The following is a 24,180-nucleotide window of genomic DNA, read 5'->3' as shown; positions in this document are numbered from 1 at the left end:
CGGTCGAAAACGCATCAAAGATGCGCCGTCTCCCGTTGGGCCCGGCAGCGCTGCGCGCTGCGGTTGGGTCTTGTCATTCGCCGTGAGGCTTGATTCAGTCGGCTGCGACAGAAACCTTCAGAACAGGTGTTCCCATGGCAGTAGAAGCCGTAGTTTTTGACATCGGTAATGTTCTTATCGAATGGCAACCCGAGCGCTACTACGACAAGGTGATCGGCGAGGACCGGCGTCGGGCCATGTTTGAAGAAGTCGACCTGCACGCAATGAACGATCTTGTGGATCAAGGGCACCACTTCACGGACACGATCTATGACTGGGCCGAGAAAAACCCCAAGTGGCGCGAAGAAATCCGGATGTGGCACGATAGATGGATCGAACTGGCAGCGCCCGAAATCCCCCACTCGGTCCGTTTGCAACGCGCTTTGCGGGCAAACAAGGTGCCTGTTTTTGCTCTGACCAACTTCGGAGTACAGAATTTTGACTATGCGACAACGGTCTACCCGTTTCTGAAGGAGTTCGACAGGCTTTATGTCTCTGGCAGGTTGCAGGCCGTCAAACCGCATGTCCCAATCTACCAAATGGTGGAAGATGACTGCGGTCTTGCCCCCGATGCTTTGTTGTTCACCGACGATCGCCTTGAAAACATCGAAACGGCGCACTCGCGCGGATGGCAGACGCATCACTTTACAGGCGCACAAGGTTGGGCTGCCCGCCTTGTCAAGGAAGGGCTTTTGCGCCCTGAAGAGGCCATCTAGGTCAGACTGGCACCGCACTTCTGTTTTCGCGTATCGGCAGGTGAACGATCGCACTGAACGCGCCGATTGCGACACCAATCCACCAAACCAGCGTGTAATCGCCATATTGGTCATAGAGGCGTCCGCCGAGCCAAATGCCCAGGAAACTGCCAAGCTGGTGGCTGAAAAAGATAATCCCATAAAGGGTTCCCATGTAACGCAGACCGTAAAGATGCGCGACCAGACCCGAGGTCAGCGGCACAGTGGCCAGCCAAAGGGATCCCATGACCAACGAAAAGACAATCACGGACACGGGCGTGATCGGAAAGATGATGAAAGCCGCGGCCGCGAAAGTTCGCGCGGTGTAGACTGAAGCCAGAAGGTATTTCTTGGGAAAGCGGCTTCCAGCCCACCCTGCCAGCAAAGTCCCCCCGATATTTGCCAGACCGATCAAAGAGATGGACACGGCCCCCAGCGCCGATGTCGTTGTTATACCAATGGAATGCAAAACCCCTCCGGGCTGGATCGGGCCACACATCTCGGTCACGAAGGCAGGGAAATGGGCGGTCACAAATCCAAGTTGATAGCCGCAGCTAAAAAACCCAAGAAAAATAAGGGTGTAGGACGGATCGCGAAAGGCGCGCCCCAGTATTTGACCCATGCTTTCCTGCAATTCTGTTTTCGTCACCACTTGTGGCGCTCGCATGAACGGCAGCGTCAATATCAACGCAAGAATTGCGATGGCGAAGACGATGAACACCTGTTGCCATGGGAGAAATGCCAGCATCCATTCCGCTGCCGGGGCCCCGATAACCTGCCCGAAACTGCCAGCAGCGGTGACCAAGGCAAGAGACATTGACCGGTTTTCGTCAGACGAAGCGCGGCCAACGACGGCAAGCACAAGGCCAAACCCCGTTCCGGCGATCCCAAAACCCACAAGCCATGCATACATCTGATGTTCAAGTGGCGTGACCGACCACGCAGATAACACCATGCCAGCCGCATAAGTCAGCGCCCCCAACACGATGGCGCGTCGGTCACCGGCTTTTTCCGCGATGGCGCCAAAAATGGGCTGTCCGATTCCCCATGCCAGGTTCTGGATCGCGATAGCCATCGAAAAGTCCGTGCGCAGCCAGCCGAACTCTTGTTCAATTGGGATCTGGAAAACACCAAATGACGCGCGCACTGCGAAACTGACCGTCACGATAATGCAACCGACAATCAGAATAGGGTTCAGAAGGCGCACTGGCTGGGGCATGAAAACCTCGTGGAGTTGGATGGCAGACGCTAAATCAAAATCGCGCATGGTCAATTCAGAAGTTTTGGGGCCGTCGACAAGCAAAATTGATGCGGCGCAAGGCTGGCCGCTTTTCAAGGGACGAAGCAGAGGGTATGCCTCGGGATATGACGGATTTGATTTCGCTTTACGAGGCACGCGTCGCGGATGGCACCCTGACACGGGATGACGCGCAAGAGGCTGTTCTACCACATTTTGAACGTATCCGTGCGGCATTGGCGCAACCGGTGAAGCGCGGGTTTTTTCGCAAACCGCCCCCAGCTCCCAAGGGGTTGTACTTGTGGGGCGGGGTTGGACGCGGAAAATCCATGCTGATGGACATGTTTGTCGACGCTCTTGACGATATTCCGGCCAGACGCGTGCATTTTCACGCTTTCATGCAGGAAATCCATGCTGGTATGCACAAGGCCAGAAACGACGGTGTTGAAGATGCCCTGGCACCTGTTGCAGACGCGGTCGTCAAGTCGGTTCGATTGCTGGCATTTGATGAAATGCAGATCACGGACATCACGGACGCCATGATTGTTGGGCGTCTGTTTGATCTACTGCACGCAGGTGGGGTTGTCGTGATCACGACGTCGAACCGTCACCCCGACGATTTGTACAAGGACGGTTTAAACCGACAGCTTTTCTTGCCGTTCATTGCCCTTATCAAGGAACAGTTGCAGGTGTGGGAGCTGATCTCACCAACCGATTATCGACAGAACCGTCTGGAAGGTGCGCCGGTCTATTTCGCACCCATTGGGCCCGAGGCACGGCAGAGCATCCGGTCGGTCTGGAATGACCTGTCCGGCGGGGCTGCAGATCCGCTGATTTTGCAGGTCAATGGCCGTGCCGTCGAGTTGCCAGCGTTTCGGAACGGTGTTGCGCGGGCCAGCTTCTATGATCTTTGTGGTCGGATGCTGGGGCCGGCGGATTATCTTGCCATCGCGGAGGCGGTCAAAGTTCTGGTTCTTGAGGATATCCCCCGGCTGTCGCGCAATAACTTCAACGAAGCCAAGCGCTTTGTGACGTTGATCGACGCGTTATACGAGGCCAAGGTGCGGCTGATCTGCTCGGCAGCGGCCGAACCGGAGATGCTGTATGTCGAAGGTGAAGGAACCTTTGAGTTTGAGCGCACGGCATCGCGCCTGCGCGAGATGCAGGATCAGGATTGGGGACGTTAGGGGGCTCTGCCCCCGCCGCGCTTTGCGCGCCTCCCCCGGGATATTTTTGGGCCAGGTGAAGTATCAGGCGTTTTCGCGGAGAATGTTTCCGGCCAGATAAAGGGAACCGCAGATCAGGACGCGGGCCTGAGGATCCCTGTCGACAATGGACTCAAGGGCTTCTGCGACGCTGCCCGCAGTGGTTGAGGTCAATCCCACCTGTGCGGCAGCGGCCGCGGTCTCCTCCGCGCTTAGGGTCGCCGCCTCGCCGGGAATAGATACGGCAGTCAGGCTTTGACATTGATCCGCCAAGGGCCTCAGGTAGCCGGTCACATCCTTTGTGTTCAGCATGCCGCAGATCATGTGCGTCGGGCGGACCGGAAGTTTCGCAAGCACATCCGCGAGCGCGACACCTGCGGCGGCATTGTGGCCGCCGTCCAGCCATAGTTCGGCATCTTGGGCTTGCTCGACCAAGGGGCCGGACTTCAACCTCTGCATCCGGGCGGGCCATTCGGCTTTGGTTACCGCGGCCTCATACGCGTCGTCGCCCAGATTCAGATGACGCAGAACGGCAAGAGCAGCGCCTGCATTCTGAATCTGGTGTGCACCCAATAGGTTCGGCAGCGGCAGATCTCGCAGACCTGTTTCGTCCTGATACACCAGCCGCCCGTTTTCTTCGATGACATGCCAGTGTTGACCGTGAACCAACAGGGGCGCGCCAAAGCGTGCGGCGGTGTATTCAATCACCTCCAGCGCTTCATCCTGCTGCGGCCCGACGATACAGGGGACACCGGGTTTGATGATGCCCGCTTTCTCGGCCGCGATCTTTCCAAGGGTGTTCCCCAGAAATTGTTCATGGTCGATGGAAATTGGCGTGATCACCGTGACCGCCGGGTTGTGTACAACATTTGTCGCGTCCAAACGTCCGCCCAGTCCGACTTCGAGCAGGGTGTAGTCCGCAGACGCGCGCGCAAATGCCAGAAGCGCGGCACAAGTAGTGATTTCAAAATACGTGATGTTTTCACCGTCATTCGCGGCGTAACACTCGTCCAGTACTTCGGTCAGTGCGGGTTCGGAAATCAACTCTCCGGCGAGGCGAATGCGTTCGTGAAACCGCGCCAAATGGGGTGAGGTATAGGCATGGGTCGTCAGACCCGCTCCTTCCAATCCGGCCCGGATCATGGCTTGCGTCGACCCTTTGCCGTTTGTTCCGGCAATATGGATGACAGGCGGCAGTTTTTCCTGCGGATTGTCCAGCGCGGCCAGCAAACGCCAGACGCGATCCAAGGTCAGGTCAATGATCTTGGGGTGAAGCGCCATCATCCGTTCGAGGATGAGGTCCGATGACTGAGGGGTCATTTCTCTTCCGCGGTGTCAGCCGAATTGTCGGGCTGGGCCTCTTCAGGTTTGGGGGCTGGAAGGTCACCTTTGACAGCAGGAGGCTGGTTCATCAACATCCGCGTAATGGTGATCAGCTCCTCACGCATTTCTGTACGCTTGGTCACCCGGTCCAACATCCCGTGGTCCAGCAGGTATTCCGCGCGTTGGAACCCTTCGGGCAGTTTCTCACGGATGGTTTGTTCAATCACGCGCGGCCCGGCAAAGCAGATCAAAGCGTTGGGTTCCGAGATATGCACGTCACCAAGCATTGCATATGACGCCGTGACGCCGCCCGTTGTCGGGTGGGTCAGGACGACAATGTAAGGCAGGTTCGCTTCCTTGAGCATTTCAACCGCCACCGTGGTACGCGGCATTTGCATCAGGCTTAGAATGCCTTCCTGCATCCGCGCGCCACCTGCAGCCGAGAACAGGATCAGTGGGCGCTTGAGCTTTACCGCTTCTTGCGCGGCGGCAATGATGGCGTTGCCGACATACATGCCCATTGACCCGCCCATGAAGGAAAAATCCTGTGCCGCAGCAACAATCGGCGTCCGTCCGATTTCACCTTTGGCGACAAGCATCGCCTCTTTCTCGCCCGTCTTTTTCTGAGCGGCCTTCATGCGATCCGGATATTTTTTCTGATCCCGGAATTGCAGCGGGTCGTCCTTGGGGGCGGGAACGTCTACCTCGGTAAAGATTCCGCCATCAAACAAATGCGTGAATCGGTCCCGCGGCGTGATCGCCATGTGATGGTCGCACTGGGTACAGACATTCTGGTTCTCCGCCAGCTCGCGGTGAAACAGCATCGTCCCGCACTCATTGCATTTGTGCCAAAGGTTTTCGGGCACTTCCCGACGCGAGAAGATCGAGTTGATCCGGGGGCGGACGTAATTTGTGATCCAGTTCATATCGGAACCTTGCTAGTGCGGCTTTGAGGTCAAATAAGACGCTACGGAAAGAAATGCAATCAGCGCCTGAGCGCAAGGCGCGCTGTCAGCCAGCTAACGATCATGACAGCGAAGTCGACATATAACCACCCGCGCACCATATCCGTGTCGGACATGTCGTAAGGCAGAATGTATAGGGCCAGACCACTCAGGTTGTCTGGTAAAGAGATCAGCAGCAGTGCGATAATATTATTGAAGAAATGCAAGGCGATGGCCGGACCCAGCGTGCCAGACCGCGCCGTAAGATCGGCCGCAAGCAGGCCGAACATACAAGACCACAACGCAATCAGCCCCGCGTTGTCGCCTGCTGCAGCCGGGGCATAGTGACCAAGGGCAAACAACAGGGATGGCAGCCCCATCCAAATGACAGGGGATTGGAATCGCGCTGCAAGGCTCTGTTGCATGTAGCCGCGAAACAGAACTTCCTCTGCGCTGGTTTGAATCAGAACTGCTATGAGTGACAGGGGCAAAAGCAACAGCCACGTGGACAATCCCAGATTGGGGGTCAACGGTGCACCCATGTCATACGGCGGCAGGACAGCGATCACCAAACCCAGGACCAGCAGGGCGCGAAAGACGATCCAGAATTGCCCTGCACTTCTACGGAACGGGCCGAGAACAGAACCCAGAGACCTGTTTTGGAGGCGCCGAACCGCCATCCTGACGCCAAGCGTGACAAACCCAAAGCTGGACAACAAAACAAGCATTGCCAGCGGCGTAGACCCTGTCAGAAATCCTTCGGCCACGGCATTTGAGCCAAAACCCACAACCACGCTGAAAAGAACGAGGTTCAGCACGATGACCACGCCAGCAACCAGACCCAAGCCAACAAGCAGGCGCCACAGTTCGGGTTTTGGCCGCACATCTGCAACCAGACCTTCATGTGCGGCATAGGCAGCTGGACGGATCTCAGGCACGTTCACTATCACCTTCTGCTTGGTCAAACTCTTCCCAGAATTCGGTCGAGTCCTTCGTTGCGTTTATTCGATCCGCAAGAGATGTCAGATAACCTGCAACGGTTTCAAGCAATTGAACGGCCACACCCGCATCGCTTTCGACAACCGCGCGAAATTCTTCGGCACCGATACGCAGGAATGAACAATCGCTGACCGCGACCAGATTCAATTGCCTGGGATCATTGGTTATGATGGACAGATCTCCGATCAACCGACCGGGTTCGACCGTTGAAATAGGTCTGGAACCGCCTCCGTCTTCGGGCCATTCAAGACTGGCCTCACCGGAAATGCAAAGATACGCCGCATCCGGCGCTTGGCCATGCGAAAATATCACCTGACCGGCCGCCACATCATACCATTGCGCTGAAAACGCCAAGAGACGTTGGTTTTTGCCGTCCATACCGGCGAACAATTCGGTCGACGATATGATCTTCAGCTTGCGGCTCAGGTCTTCGACGACACCGGCATCTTCCTCAACGCCTGCTTTCGAGACACCGTCAATGCGCCCGTCTTTGATCTCGACGAACAGGTCATACGCTTCGGGGTGGGCAAAGCTGTCTTCCATGAAGATCATGATCGAGTCCGGCAGCAACTCGCGCAGCTTCAACCGGGTGCGCAGGCGGCTTTCGGAATCGTGGCTGGCCAGGGCCTTGTCGAGGATCAGCACATCCGGGCGCTTGATACCCGCGCGCGAGAATGCAGCCCTTTCCTGAAAAACCGTCGGCAAATTGTTCCCACCCAAGCCTGACGGCAGGTCATAGATGATGGCCGCGGCCCGGCGTCGCAATCCGGCCTCGTTCATGGCTTCGGCGACCACATCCTCGATCTCGTCCGCATGGGCCCCGGCCATCAGAGAAATCCGACCGAACAACGCGTTTTCCATAGCGGTCATTCGTCCGATATAGGTGTCCGGGGCCACTGGGATGAACATGCCGTCCATTGAGGTCCGCAGCCTTTCGGCCTGATTGCTTCGGATTGACAGGATCTTGTCCTTGTATTCATCCGGGAAATCGGGGCCTATCTGCTCGGCCGTCAACAGGAACGGAACGGTCAGCAGCAAAGCGCGTTCGCGTTCGCTGATCGCGTCGTCACCCTTGGCAATGCGCCGTTCTTCGATATCCAGCAGCCGATAGTACATTTCTTTCGTCATACCAAGGCGCAGGAACAGCGGGTGGTCAGTCCCATCCCGTCCAAACGTGCGGTTCAGTGTTTTGAGTACCGCACTTGCGATACCCATCGCGTCATCGTCCAACTCGTGGGCGCGCAGCATGGACATGAACCGCCCGTCACCGGCCAGAATATCCGGCGAGATATCCCGCGACGGTGCCGCGTATAGCAAGTTGCCGCCCAGGGGAACGGCCGGGTTGAACCGATCCGGATCGAACCGGTAAACATAGCGATCCAGCCCTTTTTCCCGCAGCCGCTCGGCAACCACGTCACGCAAACCCACGATGTCACGTGCCAGCGTCGGGTGCTGGATCGGGTCGAACTGGCTGCGCAACGTGCGGCGGAACATGAACTCGTCAATGCCCATCGCTTCGACCAGTTGGAACCACCAATCGCGGATGTCCTCTGCGTCCTCCAGACCTGCAAGTCCGGGGTCAATCCAGTCATCAGACAAGGAATCCACCGGGTTCCCGGCACGTTCGGCTTCGATCTGCCAACGGCTTGGTGCCTTTTTCGCCTCTTCCTCATGCTGGGGATGGGTGCGCAGCGGCATGAGCAGATTGTCCCCCAGCGTTCCGTCGAACAGATAGGGGCGAGAATAGGCATATCCGATCCGAGCCGCGATCACGGCCTGATGCAAGTCTTTAAGATCATGCCCTGCAATGATGACATCCCCCTGAACCGGCAAGATTTCCCGCGTCAGCAATTGCGCCAACGCACTGCGTTCGGCGGCGTTCGATGACTTGATGGCAACACGTGCGCCCTTGGGAATGGTCAGGTCGATGTCTTCCAGGATCGTCTTTCCGTCACTGTCGCGAACGGTGATATTCTCAAGCTGAATCGCGCCCGTGAGATGGGGAATGGTTTCGGGTTCGCCCAAAAACAACTCTTCTGGGATCATATTGTCGGGTGCAAAACGCTCGGTCACCACTTCCCACCGCAGCGACATGTCCTGAACCTGATTATAATAGGTCAGCAAGTCCTTCCACGGGCCGCTGAGATCCTTGTAAGCGCCCAATGCGGCGACCAGAGCACCCACGGTCACCTCGCCCTTGATCGCAAGATACCCGCCCACCGAGTAGAACAGGAACGGCGTGATCTGCGTGATCAGGTTGTTGAGGAATTTCATGAAGAATTTCTTGTTGTAGATCTTGAAACGGATCTCGAACAAGGTTCCCAGTCGGTGGCTGAACTGCGCCAGCCGATACCGCCAGCCGCCATTGGCGCGCAGATCACTGATCCCTGCTGCGCTTTCGCCAATCTCGGAGCTCAGCCTGCGCACTTCCTGAATGCGATCTTTGTTCAGAAGGTTGATCTGCCGCTGCAGTTTAGGGATCAGCCAGGCCTGGAGCGGGATCAGAGCGATACTGGCCAGACCAAACCAGACGCTCTGCATGAACAGAAAAGTGACAATGGTCATCATCTGACCAAACTGAAACACCGGCTGTGCGATCGCGTCCCCCATCAGCCCACCCATCGGCTCGGCTTCGGAGGTGATCATTGATACCAACTCACCCTGACTGGTGGTGGCAAAATAGGACTTGGGGAACCGCATGGTACGGTGGATCAGCGTAAAGCGCAGGCGGCGCAGCATCCGCTCGGCCAGCACGCCCTTCATCGTGTTGATCCGCATCTTCATCAACCCGCTGGCAATCACGGTCGCCAGAAACGCAACGCAGAGGATCAGAAGATACTGAACCTGCGTGAAGGTCACGCCCATTACCGTCACGCTATCACTGGGCGCACCGATGGCGTCGTTGATGATCTGCTTGGGCAGTTCGAGCGAGGCATATAGAAACGGAAACGACAATACGGTCAAAACCAGCAGCACAAGCTGTTGTTTCTTTGAATATTTCCAGATGAATGAAAAAAGAGTGGGTTCCATGCCCCGGCCTTGTATCAAAAATTGGTATGCGGTTTTTCGGATGATCCACAGCAATCAGGTGCCGGACGGTACGCATAGACCCGGTTGATTGCAAGAACGCCGCCTGACGTATCAGAATGCCACCGAACTGCCCAGCCCAAAGCGTAACAGCGTTTCGGGAAAATTAATCCTTTATGTTCGAATTACGCTTTATCCCGAGCGCTGTCTTTGACTAAAGAGAAGTACGTTCAGGCGATGGGATAATGGGCAGACTTCTGGATCGCTACATACACCGCAAAGTTCTTGCGCGTTGGCGTCAGGCTGCAGGCGATGCAGCAGACGCCGCGCCCGCGACATTGCGCTCGCAACGAGACGAGGCGCGCAGGCTGCGTGGTCACCTCGACCAACTGATCCACGAAGCAGACGGGCGACTGATGCGACCGCTGATCGGCTCGTCCCAATTTCCGAAACCACTGGGGACCGATTGGTGTTGGCGGCCAGACCTCTGGCGCGGGCCGCTGGCGCGTTCTGGTGTGGCCTCGGCACCTCGTAAGGTCACTATGGATCAGCATGTGTCTTTGTTCCATGACTGCGGATTGTCCGAGATCGGGATACGTCAAACGCGAAACAAGCGGGATAACGACCTAGCCGCATTTGGACTGAACCTTGAGGTATTCGGGTTCACCGGATCTTTCCTTTCCCTGACCATTGATTTGCCGGTCGAGGCCACGCAGGGCCTTAGCAAACAACACCTTATGCGCGTCGATATGCATGCCGAGGCAGAGCGCCCGTCAAACATCATGGCGCGGCTGAATATTCAGCATGGCCCAAATACAGATCAGGTCCTGCGATCACTTGACACCTCCCACACGTCCAGCACGGCTGATTTTGATCTGGCGCATCTCCCTTTGAATGAGCGGCGAATTGACAAGGTTTGGCTGGATTTGATCGTGGACAACCCCGCAATGAACCGCATCATTCTGCGTGACCTGACCTTCTGCCGCCACTACCGCGCCGATTTGTGAGACATTTGGATATGACACCCCCGACTTTAACGCCCATCCGACTGGAAAACGGAACCTGGCACGGGCACATTTCGGCAGAAACGGAACCTCGGATCGAAGTGCAGTATCTGGGCCAAACACTCGATGACGTGACCCTGTCGCCGACCGAAGGCGGATGGGCGCTGAGCGTGGCGGTCCCCACCACAGCCTTATCCGACGGGGTCCACAGTTTTCTGATCGTGGATCGGGAAACGTCGCAGAAACTTGCAGATTTTACCGTGATCGCTGGAATGGCGGCGGCCGACGACATACGGGCCGAGGTCAATCTTCTGCGCGCCGAACTGGACATGCTCAAGCGCGCCTTTCGTCGCGTGCAGGCGTCTGGCGACTAGGTAGTCGATCCCCCAAACACCGCATAACCCTATCTTTTGGCACGTTTCCATGCATCATGAGTGCATTTGCAGAAATAGGGTGTGCTTATGGATCGAGCCAGCATAATCAAGGTCATCGCGCTGATGGTGACGGGGTTCGGCATCGGCATCGACTTTACGGGTGCCTTGATCCTGGTGCCCGCAATCGAAAACAGTTTTGACGCAGATATCACCAGCACTCAGTGGGTGTTGAACATCTATGCCCTGTTTTTTGCCATGACCATGGTCGCGGGTGGCCGTATGGGGGATATGTTTGGCCATCGCAGGATGATGCTGATCGGCCTTTCTATCTTTCTGTTTTCCTCGGTCATGTGCTTTGTGTCGCCAAGCCTGGATTTTCTGATCGCGTCACGCGCCTTGCAGGGGATTGGCGCAGGATGCGTGTGGCCGTGTACTTTGGCTTTCGGGGCCACCAAGGTTTCCAAACCTGAACACAGAGCCATGATCATGGGGCTGATCCTTGCTGGCGTTACCACGGGCAATGTCTTTGGCCCGATGATCAGCGGCATGGCCGTCAGCTTTGGTGATTGGAGGATGTTCTTCCTGGCAAATGTCGTCTTCTCGACCATTTCGATGGTGACAGCACTTGTCTTGATGGAACGAGAAACCCAGCACAAGAAAGGTGAGCATCTGGATTTCGCCGGTATGGGCCTTTTGTCCTTTGCGGTTTTGTTGCTGCTTTACGGGCTGGACGTGGGTGCCGACTGGGGATGGACGTCTGTTCCGTTGCTGATGTTGTTCTTCGTCAGCGCCGTCTTGTTTTTCTTTTTCCCAATGGTCGAAAAGCGTGTGAAAGAACCGCTACTTTTGCCGCAAATGATGCAGAATCGCGAGTTCCGGATTACGCTGGGGCTTAACATGTTCAATGTGTCGGCAGCCTTTGTCGGCTTGCTCTATTTCCCGCAATACATGCAAAAGGTTCTGGGCTGGTCAGTTTTCCAGTCAGCGCTTGGCCTTGCCCCATTGACCGTTTTGCTGGCTGTCGGGTCGATCGTATCAGGCACGCTGTACAATGATTTTGGTCCAAAACGCCTGCTGTTCTGGGGCTACCTCATCGCAACGGTCGGCGCGGTCAGCATTGTCGTGATGCCCAGCGGTTTTGGGTATTTCCAGATATTGCCCGGCATGGCGATGATCGGGTTGGGCGCGACACTGACAGTCGGACCATCCGGCACGGCAGCCGTCTGCGCTGTCAAACCCGAGCGCGCCGGGCTTGTTGGCGGACTAAGCTTTATGACTCATTTGGTCTATGGGGCGATCTCGGTCGCCGGTGCAACGGCGATCATGTATGTCACCAGCCTGTCCAGCCTTGGCAAACGGCTTTCCGCGGATGGCATAAACATGTCGGATGCGGATCAAAGGGCCATCAACGGCGGGACACTGACAACAGACTCGGCGAAGGCGGTTATGTCCAAGCTCAGTTCGGCAGAAGCCGAAAGCGTCAAATCCGCGATCTCTGCCGCGTTCGATACGGGTATGAACATGGCGTTTGTCTTTGCCGCCATATCTGTTTCGGTGGGCGTTGTACTGGCTATGATGCTGGACGAAGACAAGCTTCGCAGCGTCGAGAGCTGACGGAAAGAAAAAGGGCCGCCTGTTGGCGGCCCCGGTCTCTTATTGGGATGGTCCGTTTGGATTAAACGCTGACAACCCCTTTAGGATGTCGATGGCATAGGCCAGTTGATAATCCTCTTCCCGCAATTCAGCCGTTGCTTCGGCCTTGGCGCGATCCTCCTCGATCTGGCGAATTTCGTCTTCGCTCAGGCTGTCATTGTTCAGGCTGCCGCGCAGATCGGCCTCGGACCGGGTGCGTGCGTTACCTTCCTCTTCTTCTGCATCAGGTGTCGAACGTGGTTGTTCGACAATGATGTCCGGGCTGACACCAAGCGCCTGAATCGAGCGTCCCGACGGCGTGTAATAGCGCGATGTGGTCAGGCGCATTGCGCCGTCGCCCCGCAAAGGCATGACGGTTTGCACCGACCCTTTTCCAAAGCTCTTTGTCCCGACAACAATCGCACGGCGGTGATCCTGAAGCGCCCCGGCGACAATCTCGGACGCCGAAGCAGAACCACCATTGATCAGAACAACTATGGGCTTGCCCTCGGCCAGATCGCCGGGCGTCGCATTAAACCGCTCACCATCATTTGCATCACGGCCACGGGTCGAAACAATCTCGCCTTCGTTCAGGAAGGCATCTGACACTTTGATCGCCTGCGTCAACAACCCGCCGGGGTTGTTTCTGAGATCAAGAACAACGCCGTTGACCTTGTCGATACCCCCGATTTCGGCGATCTGCTCGTTCAGCCCCTCTTCCAGATTGGGGAACGTCTGGTCGTTGAAGGTGGTTACGCGCAGCACGACGCTTGTCCCTTCTGTCCGGGCGCGCACGGCGGTCAGTTTGATTGTGTCGCGGATGATGGTGATATCAAAAGGATCCGTCTCACCTTCCCGTACAACGGTGATGATGATCTCGGACCCGACAGGGCCGCGCATCAGGTCAACGGCCTTATCCAGCGTCAGGCCCAAGATGCTTTCGCCATCGACGTGCGTGATGAAGTCACCCGCTTCGATCCCAGCCTCATCTGCCGGAGTGCCGTCGATTGGCGAGACAACTTTTACAAAACCCTCTTCCTGTGTGACCTCGATGCCCAACCCACCGAATTCACCCCGGGTCTGGACGCGCATCTGCTCGGCGTCATCAGGCGACAGATAGCTTGAATGCGGGTCCAGCGAGGTCAGCATCCCGTCAATCGCGGCCTCAATCAGTTCTTCCGGCTCAACCTCTTCGACATATTGCGCGCGGATGCGTTCAAAAATGTCGCCAAACAGATCCAGTTGCTCGTAGACGCTGGCCTTGTTTTCGGCCTCTTGAGCAAGCAGGGGGCCGGCAATCTGCGTCGTTGCGACGATACCTGCCAGGGTTCCGGCTAAACCGGCCATCACAAATTTCTTCATACTCGTTTATCCATCCTTGTCGGTCCGAAACCAAGATTCCGGGTCCACGGGGCTGTTATCTTGTCTTACCTCTATATAGAGCGTTTCTGACCGCTCAGTTCCAGTGCCATCACCGCTTGTTGACAAAATAGCGCCTATTTCCGGTGTATCACCGGGCATCAACCCGACCGGGGTGCCCTCGGGGATCACTTGTCCTGTCTGACCATAAACCTCCTGCAAGCCTGCAAAAACGAATAACAGGCCCGGCTGAGGTTCAAGGATTATCAGGTTGCCAAGGTCCAGCAAAGGCCCGCGATATCGAATGGTTGCCGCAGTTGGTGACGTAACAATGGCGCGCGGTCGCGTGGCCAGAACGATACCGGGCCGGGTCACACCGGCCGCATCGGATTCGTCGGCATGGTGCAAAATGACACCCCGAGCGGGCAGAGCGATCTGACCCTTGCGGTTTGAAACATTCGCGTCGGTTTGCGCGATTTCGCCTTCCGATATTTCCGACAAACCGCTGGCAAACCCCTCCAGAGTTTCGGTGGAGGAAATCAGAATGGCCGTGCGGATCGGGTCTTCGACAAATCTGCGGGGCAAGTCCGTTCGATCCGAGATCGCTTCGCTCAACTTGGTGCGCGCGGTCTGCACCCCAACCAACCCTTCGGTCAGGGTTTCTGATGCGTTCTGCTGCAACAGGCGCAGCGTCTGAACCTCATGCAGGCTTTCGGCCAGGGCCTGCGCGCGGGCATTCAGGCCCGGTGTGACTTCGGACAGCATCATCCCAGCCCGCGCTGACCCCAACGGGCCAGACGGGTGCAGCATAAGAACCGGCGGCGCGGTCGTCTCAATGGTTTGCAGCACTCCCAAGAGCTGGGCCACATCCGCCTCGCGCGCGTGCAATTCTGCGGTCAACTGGGCCTCGCGCGTCGCGGCCCGGCGTAAACCGTTCCGCATTGCCGAAAGCCCGGCCTCATATGCCTGTATCGTCGCGGTCAGGGCGCGCACGCGATCTCGGGCGCTGTCAGCCTCGGTCAGTGCAATTGACGCTTGTTCAAGTTTGCGCGCGGCGTTCAACGCAGCCGTCGACGGATCAGTCTGTGCGCTGACAGGCGACGCAAGGGTCATCGCCAGAAGAAGCGCGCGAAATGTCATGACAACAAACTCTGCCCGGTCATCTCTGGCGGCTGGTCAATATCCATCAAGTCCAGAAGCGTGGGCGCCAGATCAGACAAACGCCCATTTCGCAGCGACGCACCGGATGGGCCGCCGACCAAGGCAACCGGGACCGGGTTCAACGTGTGAGCAGTGTGGGGACCACCGGTTTCAGGGTCGACCATCACCTCGCAGTTTCCGTGATCGGCCGTCACGATCATCGCCCCGCCCGCCTTTTCAAGCGCCGCAACTACCTGTGCCAGCCCCTGATCCACCGCCTCGCATGCCGTGATCGCGGCCTGTAGATCGCCTGTGTGCCCAACCATATCCGGGTTGGCATAGTTGGTGACGATCAGGTCATAGCCTTCTTCGATCGCTTCGACGAATTTGGCCGTGACGTCGGCCGAAGACATCTCGGGTTGCAAGTCATAGGTCGCGACCTTGGGCGATTTCGGCATGAAGCGATCCTCGCCCATTTCCGGGACTTCCTTGCCACCATTCAGGAAAAAGGTGACGTGCGGGTATTTTTCGGTCTCAGCCAGACGGAACTGCCGCAGGCCCTGCTTTGCGACCCATTCACCTAACGTGTTTACGATATCGCGTTTTGGGAAAACCGTCGTCATATACGCGTTGTGGCCGTCGGAATATTCGACCATGCCCAATAGCGCAGATAGCTGCGGGCGCGGACCTGCATCAAAGTCACTGAAATCCGGCTCTCCGATCGCGCGCAATATCTCGCGCGCGCGGTCGGCGCGGAAATTCAGGCAAAAGAACCCGTCGCCGTCCTTGATGCCGCCAAAACCGTCCAACACTGTCGGCACGATGAACTCGTCCGTTTCTGACTGGTTGTAGGCGTGGTCGATTGCCCCATGCGCCGTCGCTGCCGCGCGCCCCTGCCCTTTGATCATCGCGTTATAGGCTTCGCTGACGCGCTCCCAGCGGTTATCCCGATCCATCGCGAAGTATCGCCCGCTGACGGTCACAACCCGCGCGCCTTCCGGCAAACGGTCTTCCAGTTCGGCAACGTAGGTAAACGCAGATTTGGGGGCTACATCCCGGCCGTCGGTCACGGCGTGCAGAGCCACCGGAACGCCCGCATCCGTGATTGCCTTGGCCGCGGCGACGATATGGTTCAGGTGCCCGTGAACGCCCCCATCAGACACCAGACCCATCAAATGCGCCGTGCCGCCCGACGCTTTCACCTTGGCTATGAACGCTTGCAGCGCCTCGTTTTCAAAGAATGAGCCATCTTCGATCGCCAGATCAATTTGCCCCAGATCCATGGCCACAACGCGCCCGGCGCCGATATTCGTGTGCCCGACCTCGGAGTTACCCATCTGACCGCTGGGCAGCCCGACATCCGGGCCATGTGTGATCAGGGTCGCATGCGGCCCATTCGCCATGATCGCATCAAAAGTAGGCGTGTTTGCCAACAAAGGTGCATTGGCCGTCGCGTCCTCGGACAGGCCCCAACCATCAAGAATACACAGGACAACTGGTTTGGGGGCGGTCATTTAGGCTCTCCGGATTATCTGCTCTTGGGTGGTCTTGTATCGTCTGGCCCGCGGCGGGTGAACCGCCTTTATTCCGTTAATCCCAAGAATCCATCTGGCACGTCAGTCTTTGCCCGTGAAATCGCGGTAAGGCCGTGCTGTCCGACCTCGATATTTCACAGTCAGTTCCAGCGGAGCTTCGTTTTCATCGTAAACCCCAACCACGATTCCGCGTCCTCGGCTTTTGGTTCGCATTTCAATCAACTGCTGTTCGGACCGGGTGGTGCGTTGCGATTGGCGACGCGTCCACTTGAAAAGATGAGCGTACATCGCGGCGATAACTTCTTCATGCTCGGCAGACTCGCCCAGATCGTTCAGCTCATTCGGATCATTCTCCAGATCAAACAACAATGGGCGATGCCCACCTTCACAATGGATCAGCTTCCACTTTTTGTCGGCGACCATGAACATCACGGCATCGCGCACCGACGCATTCAGCTTTTCCGCAATCGGAGACGCGGAATAGTCGTATTCGCAGATCACCACATCCCGGGGTGTGTCGGTGCGCAGACCGTGCAGGATCGGCAATAGGGAATGCCCTTCCAGAATGTGATCCGCAACTTCTTGGCCCGTTACGTCGACGAATGTTGGGGCAAGGTCGATGGACTCGACCAAGGCATCACAAACCGTGCCGCGTGTACTGTCGGCTTTGGGTGAAGGGTCGTAAATGATCAGGGGAACCTTGGTCGAGGCGTCGTGGAAGAAAGTCTTTTCCCCCATCCAGTGGTCGCCCAGAAAATCCCCGTGGTCCGAGGTCAGAATGATCATGGTGTCGTTCATCCGACCGGTTTTTTCCATCCACTCAAACAAACGGCCCATCTGATCGTCCGCCTGTTTGATCAACCCCATATAGGCCGGGATCACGGCATCCCGAACGTCTTCACGGGAAAAGGCCTGCCCAACTTTTGTGTCCATGAAGGCCCTGAGGACGGGGTGGGCGTTTTCCCGTTCGGCGTCCGAGCGGACAACAGGCAGCACATGTTCAGGCCCATACATCGAGGCGTAAGGTTCCGGCACAATGTAAGGCCAGTGGGGTTTGATGAAACTCAGATGACAACACCAGGGCCCGTCATGAGAGTCCATGAACGCGATCCCGCGCCCGGTCAGGTACGGCGTTTCGCTGTCTTCCTCAGCGATGTTGGCGGGCTCGGCCGCGTTTTTCAGGAACCAGCCTGACAGAACATTGCCATCCGCATCCAAACCGGAATTGGCAAAATCATGCCAGGGATTGTCACTCTCATAACCTTTGGCGGTCAGGAATTTGTTGTATTCCTTCGCGCCGTCAGGGTCATAATACCCGTCCGGCCCCTCTGGAAGCATCCCATCATCGCGTTCAAAAACGTCGAAGCCGCATTCTGCGACGCGTGCCCCGACCAAACTGTCGGGTTCCAGACCCAACCGGGCCATGCCTTCGGCATCTGCGCGCATATGAGTTTTGCCGACCAGCCAGCATTCCATCCCGGCTTTGCGCAGATGATCCCCCATCGTCATTTCACCCACTTTAAGCGGAATGCCATTCCATGACGCGCCGTGCGAATGCACATAGCGCCCGGTGTAGGTGGACATGCGCGACGACCCGCAGATCGGCGACTGGATATAGGCGCGGTCAAACCGCACCCCACGGGCCGCCAATCGGTCAATATTTGGGGTGTGTAGGTGTGGGTGGCCGTAGCAACTCAGGTAATCCCAGCGGAGCTGGTCAAACATGATGAACAGAATGTTTTTGGCTTTGGCCAACGCAATGCCTCCCCGATGGTCAGGGTCGCAGACTAGCTAACCCGTGCCCGTCGGTTAAGCGGAAATTATGCCTGCGCTTCGCGTTCCATCTGTTCCAGCATCTTCTTGGCGCGTTTGCATTGCAACTGATCGCGAAGCGGGCTGTTTGGATCGACGTCTTTCTGGCAAACCACGCATTTATCCGCGCCTGAAATTGCGTTCAGGCCACCGCAGCTGCCCTTGATGGTCTTCCCCATCAACATGACACCCAGCGACATGCCCACCATCACAAGCGCCAACAGGATAAATGCCAGAATAAAGGTACTCATATCAGTCCATGTTTGTCAGTTGGTGCCCAAGGCGTCTTTGAACGCGGTGCTGTGTACCGTGATATAGGCATCTTCGCCGCCTGTCACATCCCGCGAGATGAAATACACGGCAAGTTTATGCTTTTCCGCCAGTTCCATACCTTTTTCCTGACCCAATGCCAGCATCGCCGTCGCCCAGGCATCCGCCATCATCGCGTTTTCGGCCAGTACGGTCACCGATGTGGTCCGGTGCGTGATCGGACGCCCGGTGATAGGGTCGATGATATGCGAATAACGCACGCCGTCCTGTTCGAAGAAATTCTTGTAGTCGCCGGACGTTGCCATGCCCAGATCGTCCAGTTGCACGATCAACTGCAGGTTCTGCGCCCCTGCTTCGGGCTTCTCGATCCCGATCCGCCAAGCCTCACCCTTGTCGTTTTCACCCATCGTGACCAGATCGCCGCCGATCTCGACCATGTAATCTTCGATCCCTGCATCCCGCAGGGTGCCTGCAACGGCATCAATTCCATAGCCCTTTGCGATGGCCGACAAGTTGATCCCGACACCAGCATCCGACTTGGACAACGTCCCAGCCTCGCGATCCAGTTTCAGCAGACGTGCCTGCCCAACACTGTCCAATGCAGCCTGTATGTCTTCGTCCGAGGGCACCGGGTCTTCGGGTTTGCGCGGTCCAAACCCCCAAAGCTCAATCAGCGGTCCAAGCGTTACATCAAACGTGCCACCAGAATTCTCGTGGACGTCATTGGCAGCCGCGATGACCAGGGCAAATTCATCTGAAACCTGTGTCGGCTCGGTGCTCGGCGACTTGGAAAACTTGGAAACCTCGGAATTCTCGTCCCAATTGGACATCTTGGCGTTCACGTCCGCCAAGGTTTCCTCAACCGCTACAGCAAGTGCTTCTTCGTCGACATCCACGCCAATCGCCGTGATGTTAAAAGTCGTTCCCATCGTCTCACCAGACAAACGCACGACTTCCGGCTCTTTGTCGAACAAACAAGCAGATAGAAGTGTCGCAACAGCCAGAACAGGCAAAAGACGCATGCGGGAATCTCCTGTGGAAAAGCGTGATCGGCGTATGCCAGTGGCCTTTGCCAGAGTCAAACCGACCTCACAGCTTCAGAGGCATGAACCCCAGCACAAGCAGGCCAATTCCTGCCGGAACGCCGAACAACCAAGCCTTCTTTTGCCACCCCGGTGCCTGCTGTTTCCATGCCATACGGAAATTGTGGCCACATACGACCACAACGAAAAAGATCAACGCGGCAACAGGAGGGGTCAGGTAAAGGTCAGACAAAAGGTCGAATATCCCGTGTGTTAGGCGGTTTTTCACGCTTGGGGCAATTGAACCCTATACAGGTCGCAAAGCTGCGGTAAGGTAAACTACAAAGGAAGAGGAGATTTCCCATGGCACCAAGCTCTTATCAGCCCCCAACGCGCGGCGACAAGGCCGAAACCGCAACGCGCAGCCAGTCCGTGGAATCCAACCTGTCCCATTCCCAGACGACTGTTTCGAAATTGATGGAAGGCAAAGGCGACGCGGTTTTCTCAGTGCGCCCGAATGATACGATCCACTCGGTTGTAAACATCCTCAAGGAAAAGCGGATCGGCGCTGTCGTCGTGACCGATCAGAACGGGAAACTGCACGGTATCCTGTCCGAGCGTGACATTGTGCGCCGGATGGCGGACACCCCCGGTCAGACACTTCCGCAATCCGTCGAAGACCTGATGACCCGCGAGGTCAAAACCTGCGCCCCGGAAGATCTGTTGAACGATGTGTTGAAAACCATGACCGAAGGCCGCTTTCGCCACATGCCTGTTCTGAGTGATGGAAATTTGCGCGGTGTCATAACCATTGGTGACGTCGTCCATTTTCGCTTGAAAGAGCTGGAATACGAAGCATTGCGCATGAAGCAAATGATCGTGGGCTGAGAAACCCCTTGACCTTGGACCAGTGACAGTATCCCTGATGCGACAAAGTCTGCGATAGGTTCGAGGGTTGCATGAAACGGGTTCTGGTCACCGGCACGGCGGGTTTCATCGGGTTTCATCTGGCAAAGCTGCTGTTGTCTGAAGGGTTTCGGGTGCACGGCTATGACGGGATGACCGATTACTACGACGTGACCCTCAAACAGCGCCGCCATCAGATGCTGCTGCAAACCCCCGGGTTCTCGGCCACCGAGGACCTTTTGGAAAACCACGACCGTCTTGTGCAGGTCGCGGACGAATTTCGGCCTGACATCATTGTGCACCTCGCCGCGCAAGCCGGGGTGCGCTACAGCCTCGAGGACCCGCGAAGCTATATCAACTCGAATGTGGTGGGCACGTTCAACGTCATGGAAGTGGCGCGCGAACACAAGGTCGAACACCTGCTGATGGCATCGACGTCGTCTGTCTATGGCGCGAACGAAGAGATGCCGTTTACCGAGGTCGAAAAGGCCGACACCCCTCTGACCATCTATGCAGCCACGAAGAAGGCAAATGAGGCGATGGGCCATTCCTACGCTCATCTGTGGAACCTGCCGACGACGATGTTCCGGTTCTTCACCGTCTATGGCTCGTGGGGGCGGCCTGATCTGGCGCTGTATAAGTTCGTGGACGCCATACTGGATGACCGCCCGATCGACATCTACAACCACGGCGACATGTACCGCGACTTTACCTATGTCGAGGATCTTGTCCGCGGCATCCGCCTGTTGATCGACGTGCCCCCTGTGCGCCCGGACAGCGCCGATGATATCGCCGAGGGCGACAGCCTCTCCCCCGCAGCGCCTTGGCGGGTGGTGAATATCGGCAATGGCGACAAGGTGCGGCTGATGGACTTTGTCGAGGCCATCGAGGAAGCCGTCGGGAAGAAGGCCATCCGTAACTACATGCCCATGCAGATGGGGGATGTTCCGGCAACCTGGGCAAACAACGACCTGTTGCAGGAGTTGACGGGCTATCGGCCACAAACGGATTTCAAAGACGGGATTGCGCGCTTTGTCGCGTGGTTCCGGGACTATCATGGAAAATGACGCATATGCTTGAAACCGACCCAAACTCGCGCAGAATTGCCGTGATCGGACTGGGCTATGTTGGCCTGCCGCTGGCCGTGGCGTTCGGGAAGCTGGCTCCGGTGGTTGGCTTCGATATTAACCCCGAGCGGATAGACGCGTTACGTGCCGGGCATGATTCCACGCAAGAGGTCGAACCCGATGACCTAAAAGCCGCAACTGGCCTGACGTTCACCTCTGATCCGTCAGAGATTTCGGATTGCGACACCTATATCGTCACCGTCCCCACGCCGATCACCGCTGGCAAGCAGCCTGACCTCACGCCATTGCTGCGCGCATCGGAAACCGTGGGCCACGTGTTGAAACCCGGCGATCTTGTGATCTATGAATCCACCGTCTACCCCGGAGCGACCGAGGAAGACTGCGTTCCGGTTCTTGAGCGTATATCCGGTCTGACCTTCAACCGCGAATTCTTTGCCGGATACAGCCCCGAGCGGATCAACCCCGGCGACAAGACGCATCGGATCGCGGATATCTGCAAGGTTACGTCCGGCTCGACCCCCGAGGTGGCCGATCTGGTGGATGCCCTCTATGCCCGGATCATCACGGCAGGCACCCACAAGGCCGAAAGCATCCGCGTGGCCGAGGCCGCAAAGGTGATCGAAAACACCCAGCGCGACCTGAACATCGCGCTGGTCAATGAACTGGCGATGATTTTTGGCCGTATGGATATCGACACCGATGCAGTTCTGCGCGCCGCGGGAACCAAGTGGAACTTCCTACCCTTCCGCCCTGGTCTGGTGGGCGGGCATTGCATCGGCGTTGACCCCTATTATCTGACCCACAAGGCCGAGGCCGTGGGCCATCACCCACAGATCATTCTGGCTGGACGGCGGTTGAACGATAGTATGGGCGGCTATGTGGTCTCGCAACTGGTCAAGCGGATGATGCGGGACGGGATCAATGTTGCCGCCGCCCGCGTGCTGGTGATGGGGCTGACCTTCAAGGAAAACTGCCCCGACCTGCGCAATACCCGCGTGGTTGATATCATTGACGAGTTGCAGGATTATGGCGTCGCCGTCGATGTCTACGACCCCCACGCCGATGCCACTGCCGCTCAGCAGGAATACGGAATTTCATTGATCGAACAGCCGGAAACCGGCTCCTATGACGGCGTCGTTCTGGCGGTTGCGCATCAGGAGTTTCTGGCGCTCGACCCAGCGCAGATGCGCGGCTTTGGCAAGGATCAAAGCGTGTTGTTCGACGTCAAATCCTGCCTGCCGCCCGAGGCCAGTGATCTGCGTCTGTAAAAAAACCGGCGCTGTCCTGCGCCGGCTTTTCCTGTCTTATCCGCCGAAATCGTCCAGCATGATGTCTTCGCGGTCCACACCCAGATCCAGCAGCATGTTGATGACCGACTGGTTCATGATCGGCGGGCCACACATGTAGAACTCGCAATCCTCGGGCGCGGGGTGGTTCTTGAGGTATTCCTCGAACAGCACGTTGTGGATGAAGCCGGTATAGCCTTTCCAATCATCCTCCGGCTGCGCGTCCGACAGGGCGACATGCCATTCGAAATTGTCGAACTCTTCGGCCAACTGGTCGAAATCCTCGACAAAGAACATCTCTTTCTTCGACCGGGCACCGTACCAGAAGCTGATCTTGCGATCGCGGTTTTCCAGACGCTTGAGCTGATCGAAAATGTGGCTGCGCATCGGTGCCATACCCGCACCACCACCGATAAAGACCATCTCTTTCTGCGTGTCGCGGGCGAAGAACTCACCGAACGGACCCGAGATCGTGACCTTGTCGCCCGGTTTCAGGTTGAAGATGTACGATGACATCTGACCCGGCGGGATACCATCCGAACCCGGAGGCGGCGAGGCCACGCGGACGTTCAGCATGATCATACCCTTTTCATCCGGGTAGTTGGCCATCGAATAGGCGCGCTCGATCGGTTCGGCCACGACGGATTCATATTGCCAAAGATTGAACTTGTCCCAATCCTCGCGGTATTCTTCTTCCACGTCGAAATCGGTGTATTTCAACGCATGCGCGGGGGCTTCGATTTGAATGTACCCACCTGCGCGGAAGTTCACATCCTCACCCTCGGGCAAGTCAAGCGTCAGGGCTTTGATGAAGGTCGCCACGTTTTCATTTGAGCGAACGGTGCATTCCCATTTCTTGACGCCAAAGACCTCTTCCGGAACCTCGATATCCATGTCCTGCTTGACCGCAACCTGACAGGACAGGCGGTCGCCACAGGCGGCCTCGCGCTTGGTGATATGGCTTTCTTCGGTCGGCAGGATCGAACCTCCGCCTGAATGCACCCGCACCCGGCATTGCGCGCAGGTGCCACCACCGCCACAGGCGGAAGGCACGAACAGTTTCTCGGCCGCCAGCGTTTGCAGCAGCTTACCGCCAGCGGGGACCGAGATGGTTTTCTCACCGTTGATGGTGATGTTCACGTCCCCGGTCGACACCAGCTTCGAGCGTGCCGCCAGAATGACCGTCACCAGCGCGACAACGATCAGGGTGAAAAGAATGACGCCCAAGCTAAAAGTTTCCATTG

Annotated in this window: 21 protein-coding genes; 8 read left to right on the top strand and 13 right to left on the bottom strand. The window is 57.1% G+C overall.

Translation table 11 applies throughout. The annotated features are described in order from the left end of the window. Positions 1-134 precede the first annotated feature (134 nt). On the top strand, positions 135-755 hold the full coding sequence (locus ACR0MS_RS19025) for an HAD-IA family hydrolase (protein WP_480577373.1): 621 nt from the start codon (positions 135-137) through the stop codon (positions 753-755). Between the two features lies 1 nt (position 756). Here the strand turns inward: ACR0MS_RS19025 and ACR0MS_RS19020 are convergent, their stop codons facing one another. Beyond that, positions 757-1,992 (bottom strand): MFS transporter, encoded by a 1,236-nt coding sequence (locus ACR0MS_RS19020; protein ID WP_480577370.1) that lies wholly within the window; start codon positions 1,990-1,992, stop codon positions 757-759. Positions 1,993-2,138: 146 nt separating this feature from the next. Here ACR0MS_RS19020 and zapE point away from each other — a divergent pair, with 146 nt between their 5' ends. Further along, positions 2,139-3,197 carry a cell division protein ZapE gene (zapE, locus tag ACR0MS_RS19015; RefSeq protein ID WP_480577367.1) on the top strand — a complete coding sequence of 353 codons (1,059 nt, stop codon included), beginning with the start codon at positions 2,139-2,141 and terminating at the stop codon, positions 3,195-3,197. Between the two features lie 63 nt (positions 3,198-3,260). Here zapE and ACR0MS_RS19010 read toward each other — a convergent pair whose 3' ends face one another. Genes ACR0MS_RS19010 through ACR0MS_RS18995 form a run of 4 tightly spaced genes read right to left on the bottom strand, consistent with a single transcriptional unit; the run spans position 3,261 to position 9,511 of the window. After that, a complete protein-coding gene (locus ACR0MS_RS19010) occupies positions 3,261-4,535 on the bottom strand; it encodes a bifunctional folylpolyglutamate synthase/dihydrofolate synthase (protein WP_480577364.1) in 1,275 nt (424 codons plus the stop codon). After that, positions 4,532-5,464, bottom strand: coding sequence for an acetyl-CoA carboxylase, carboxyltransferase subunit beta (gene accD / locus ACR0MS_RS19005; RefSeq protein ID WP_480577361.1), 933 nt, complete (start codon positions 5,462-5,464; stop codon positions 4,532-4,534). The genes ACR0MS_RS19010 and accD overlap by 4 nt, the downstream gene beginning before the upstream one ends. Before the next feature lie 59 nt (positions 5,465-5,523). Further along, positions 5,524-6,426 carry a CPBP family intramembrane glutamic endopeptidase gene (locus ACR0MS_RS19000; protein WP_480577358.1) on the bottom strand — a complete coding sequence of 301 codons (903 nt, stop codon included), beginning with the start codon at positions 6,424-6,426 and terminating at the stop codon, positions 5,524-5,526. After that, on the bottom strand, positions 6,413-9,511 hold the full coding sequence (locus ACR0MS_RS18995) for an ABC transporter transmembrane domain-containing protein (RefSeq protein WP_480577355.1): 3,099 nt from the start codon (positions 9,509-9,511) through the stop codon (positions 6,413-6,415). Before ACR0MS_RS18995 ends, ACR0MS_RS19000 begins: the two co-directional genes overlap by 14 nt. Positions 9,512-9,753: 242 nt before the next feature. On the opposite strand from ACR0MS_RS18995, the gene ACR0MS_RS18990 reads away from it, so the two are divergent. The 3 genes from ACR0MS_RS18990 to ACR0MS_RS18980 all read left to right on the top strand — a co-directional run bounded on the left by ACR0MS_RS18990 (position 9,754) and on the right by ACR0MS_RS18980 (position 12,500). Further along, positions 9,754-10,515 (top strand): DUF6478 family protein, encoded by a 762-nt coding sequence (locus tag ACR0MS_RS18990; protein WP_480577352.1) that lies wholly within the window; start codon positions 9,754-9,756, stop codon positions 10,513-10,515. 11 nt (positions 10,516-10,526) lie between these two features. Further along, complete coding sequence (locus tag ACR0MS_RS18985; protein WP_480577349.1) at positions 10,527-10,886, top strand: hypothetical protein; 360 nt, start codon at positions 10,527-10,529, stop codon at positions 10,884-10,886. 87 nt (positions 10,887-10,973) lie between these two features. Then, entirely contained in the window at positions 10,974-12,500 is a 1,527-nt protein-coding gene (locus ACR0MS_RS18980) for an MFS transporter (RefSeq protein ID WP_480577346.1), read from the top strand. A gap of 39 nt (positions 12,501-12,539) precedes the next feature. Here the strand turns inward: ACR0MS_RS18980 and ACR0MS_RS18975 are convergent, their stop codons facing one another. From ACR0MS_RS18975 to ACR0MS_RS18945, 7 genes are all read right to left on the bottom strand, one after another. Further along, a complete protein-coding gene (locus ACR0MS_RS18975) occupies positions 12,540-13,880 on the bottom strand; it encodes a S41 family peptidase (RefSeq protein WP_480577342.1) in 1,341 nt (446 codons plus the stop codon). 6 nt (positions 13,881-13,886) lie between these two features. Continuing rightward, a complete protein-coding gene (locus ACR0MS_RS18970) occupies positions 13,887-15,017 on the bottom strand; it encodes a murein hydrolase activator EnvC family protein (RefSeq protein WP_480577339.1) in 1,131 nt (376 codons plus the stop codon). Further along, positions 15,014-16,531 carry a 2,3-bisphosphoglycerate-independent phosphoglycerate mutase gene (gene gpmI / locus ACR0MS_RS18965; protein WP_480577336.1) on the bottom strand — a complete coding sequence of 506 codons (1,518 nt, stop codon included), beginning with the start codon at positions 16,529-16,531 and terminating at the stop codon, positions 15,014-15,016. Before gpmI ends, ACR0MS_RS18970 begins: the two co-directional genes overlap by 4 nt. Before the next feature lie 102 nt (positions 16,532-16,633). Continuing rightward, a complete protein-coding gene (locus ACR0MS_RS18960) occupies positions 16,634-18,307 on the bottom strand; it encodes a sulfatase-like hydrolase/transferase (protein WP_480577333.1) in 1,674 nt (557 codons plus the stop codon). A 65-nt stretch (positions 18,308-18,372) separates the two neighbouring features. Continuing rightward, the gene (gene nqrM / locus ACR0MS_RS18955) at positions 18,373-18,615 is read right to left on the bottom strand and encodes a (Na+)-NQR maturation NqrM (protein WP_480577330.1); all 243 of its coding nucleotides are present in this window, start codon (positions 18,613-18,615) and stop codon (positions 18,373-18,375) included. Between the two features lie 15 nt (positions 18,616-18,630). Then, the gene (locus ACR0MS_RS18950; RefSeq protein ID WP_480577327.1) at positions 18,631-19,656 is read right to left on the bottom strand and encodes an FAD:protein FMN transferase; all 1,026 of its coding nucleotides are present in this window, start codon (positions 19,654-19,656) and stop codon (positions 18,631-18,633) included. A 67-nt stretch (positions 19,657-19,723) separates the two neighbouring features. Next, positions 19,724-19,909 (bottom strand): hypothetical protein, encoded by a 186-nt coding sequence (locus tag ACR0MS_RS18945; RefSeq protein ID WP_480592762.1) that lies wholly within the window; start codon positions 19,907-19,909, stop codon positions 19,724-19,726. A gap of 110 nt (positions 19,910-20,019) precedes the next feature. Here ACR0MS_RS18945 and ACR0MS_RS18940 point away from each other — a divergent pair, with 110 nt between their 5' ends. The 3 genes from ACR0MS_RS18940 (at position 20,020) to tviB (ending at position 22,918) form a co-directional block, all read left to right on the top strand. Next, a complete protein-coding gene (locus ACR0MS_RS18940; RefSeq protein WP_480577322.1) occupies positions 20,020-20,544 on the top strand; it encodes a CBS domain-containing protein in 525 nt (174 codons plus the stop codon). Positions 20,545-20,615: 71 nt separating this feature from the next. After that, positions 20,616-21,629 (top strand): NAD-dependent epimerase/dehydratase family protein, encoded by a 1,014-nt coding sequence (locus ACR0MS_RS18935; protein ID WP_480577319.1) that lies wholly within the window; start codon positions 20,616-20,618, stop codon positions 21,627-21,629. A gap of 5 nt (positions 21,630-21,634) precedes the next feature. After that, positions 21,635-22,918, top strand: a complete 1,284-nt coding sequence (gene tviB, locus ACR0MS_RS18930; RefSeq protein WP_480577437.1) for a Vi polysaccharide biosynthesis UDP-N-acetylglucosamine C-6 dehydrogenase TviB — start codon at positions 21,635-21,637, stop codon at positions 22,916-22,918. 36 nt (positions 22,919-22,954) lie between these two features. Here the strand turns inward: tviB and nqrF are convergent, their stop codons facing one another. Next, positions 22,955-24,178 (bottom strand): NADH:ubiquinone reductase (Na(+)-transporting) subunit F, encoded by a 1,224-nt coding sequence (nqrF, locus tag ACR0MS_RS18925; protein WP_480577316.1) that lies wholly within the window; start codon positions 24,176-24,178, stop codon positions 22,955-22,957. Positions 24,179-24,180: the final 2 nt, after the last annotated feature.

It is taken from the genome of Ruegeria sp. CJ2 (assembly GCF_056536745.1).
The sequence above is the reverse complement of the archived record's forward strand: the minus strand, read 5'-3'. Positions and strand labels throughout refer to the sequence as shown.